Here is a 2,119-nt window from a genome sequence, read left to right on the forward strand (position 1 = left end):
TTCCTCATGTCCCGGTTCTTCAGATTCCATGTTGTTGATCCGCTCCTGCAGATTAGCTTCCAGCTGTGTATAATACAATTCCGCTTCCCGGATTGCCTGATCCGATGACAGATAACTGGTCCCTGTGTAAGTGATTACATTTTGTAAAAACACTGCAGAACATGACGTGACATTCGTTATGATCAGAAACATCAATCCGATCAGAACTGCTACACTGATATACACCTTCCGATTTTCTTTAAAGAAGTTGGTGACCTTACCGCCAATCTTCTTAATATAATCAATCGTACCTTTTGTAGCTGTTCCTACTGTCTGTTCACTTCGCTTCGCTTTGGCATAATCCCATTTGATCTGTTGCTTCTGAATCTGTTTTTTCAGCTTCTTCTGCTCCTGATGGGATGCAGCCTGTGCCTGTTTCTCTTCCTGTCTTTCAAGTCTGCTTCTTTTTCTGGATGCCCACTGTTTCCTGCGTCTGGCACTTCTCTGTTCCAGCCGGTAAACACCTTCGCCGCTTTCTTCTAACTTATGGGCACCTTCTACCGCCGCATTATCGTCTTCATTTTTGCTGATCTCACGGTGCAATGCTACGGAAGTTGCACTTCCTGCTTTCTTGACAACAGAAGTTTTTTCTGTTTTCACAGATTCCCCTTCACCAAACTTCAAACGGGATTTTTTCTTTCCAGGAGTTTCTCCTTCATTTGCCTGATAGACCTGTGCTTTCTTGGAATGCTGCTTTGCTTCCTTTTTCTTTCTTGCTTCTTCATAAGAAAACTTTTTGGCTTTTTCTTTCTGTTTCTGATGGCGGAAATTGACTCCATCCGTATCCATCTGGTTCAATTTCTCCATATCTTTGTCATTTTTCACAGAAGCACCAGTTTCCTCATAAGCAAACTTCAAACGTTGTTTTTGTTTTGGCTTTTTGCTGCCACCTGTCTGATTTCTCCGGCTGTCTCCTCTGTTTTCTGATAGATCAGCACGTTTTTCTTTCAGTCTCCCTGACTGTCCGGCTTCGGATTCTTCTGCAAGTCTGGATTCTTTTCCGACTTCAGCACGGATTCTTTTTCTATTTTGCTGTTTACTACTCTGTCCAAAATCCTCACTTTGCTTCTCTGTCCGTATCAGTTCCGGTGCATCTCTGGATTTTTGCACAGAGGGTCGAATATTTTTCCCACTCCGTTCAGACTGGCGGGGAGACTTATCCACAAGGTTTTCTTCTTTTTCCCCCTGTTTTCTTCCCATCTGCACATCACCGACACGGTTACTGACACGAACAGAAGATTTATCTGTCAGGTTTTCTTCCACCAGACCATCCTTGGTCATCTTCTGGACTTTCTTGTCCCTGACTTTCATTCTCTGTTCTGCCACTGATTACTCCTCCTTCTTCGGATACCCTTTCCCTGCCTGTAATAAACAGAGAAAAGCGATGCCAAAAACAGCACCGCCACTAAAAGTTAATACATATGAAATTGCTCGTAACATTGTTTTCTCCTTTGTTTTAACCTGCTTCAGAAGTCTCCTCCAAGCGGGTTGTCATGATTTTATAGAGGGAATTCTTCGGGAATCTGTCTACAAATGGGATAATGACATTTCCATAAAACAGAAGTCCTTCACCCTCATTACTGTTGGTTACATAGGACAGCTGGGTTGGTGAGATATTCAGCTGTTTTGCCAGAATCTGCCTGTCTCCGGAAGCCTGGTTCAGCATATAAATAAAATCTGAATTTTCAAATATATTCTCGATTTCCCTGGAAGACAGCAAATCCTTAATATTCTGAGTGATGCCAGTTGGAATACCACCCCATTTACGGAATCGCTTCCAGATCTCCACACTATAAGCTGCAGTCTGTTCCTCTTTTAAGAGAAGATGGAACTCATCCACATAGTATCTGGTGGACTTATGGGCAGAACGGTTCATCGTTACCCTGTTCCAGACCTGATCCTGGATTACAAGCATCCCGATCTTTTTCAACTGCTTACCAAGCTCCTTGATATCAAAACAGACAATGCGGTTATTGATATCCACGTTTGTCTGATGATTAAATACATTCAGAGAACCTGTAACATAGATTTCCAACGAAGTGGCCAGTCGCTGTGCTTCCGGCTCTTCCTGTTTTCTCAG

The 2,119-nt window shown here is 42.9% G+C and carries 1 protein-coding gene and 1 pseudogene; both read right to left on the reverse strand.

The window, feature by feature from the left end:
- Nucleotides 1-1,365 (reverse strand): annotated as a pseudogene (locus WMO75_RS19370) (CD1108 family mobile element protein); the annotation flags it as partial.
- Nucleotides 1,366-1,495: 130 nt separating this feature from the next.
- The coding region (locus tag WMO75_RS19375; protein ID WP_349078820.1) for a VirB4-like conjugal transfer ATPase, CD1110 family at nucleotides 1,496-2,119 on the reverse strand (624 nt) is incomplete at its 5' end.

It is taken from the genome of Blautia intestinihominis (assembly GCF_040096655.1).
Classification (GTDB): Bacteria; Bacillota; Clostridia; order Lachnospirales; family Lachnospiraceae; genus Blautia_A; species Blautia_A intestinihominis.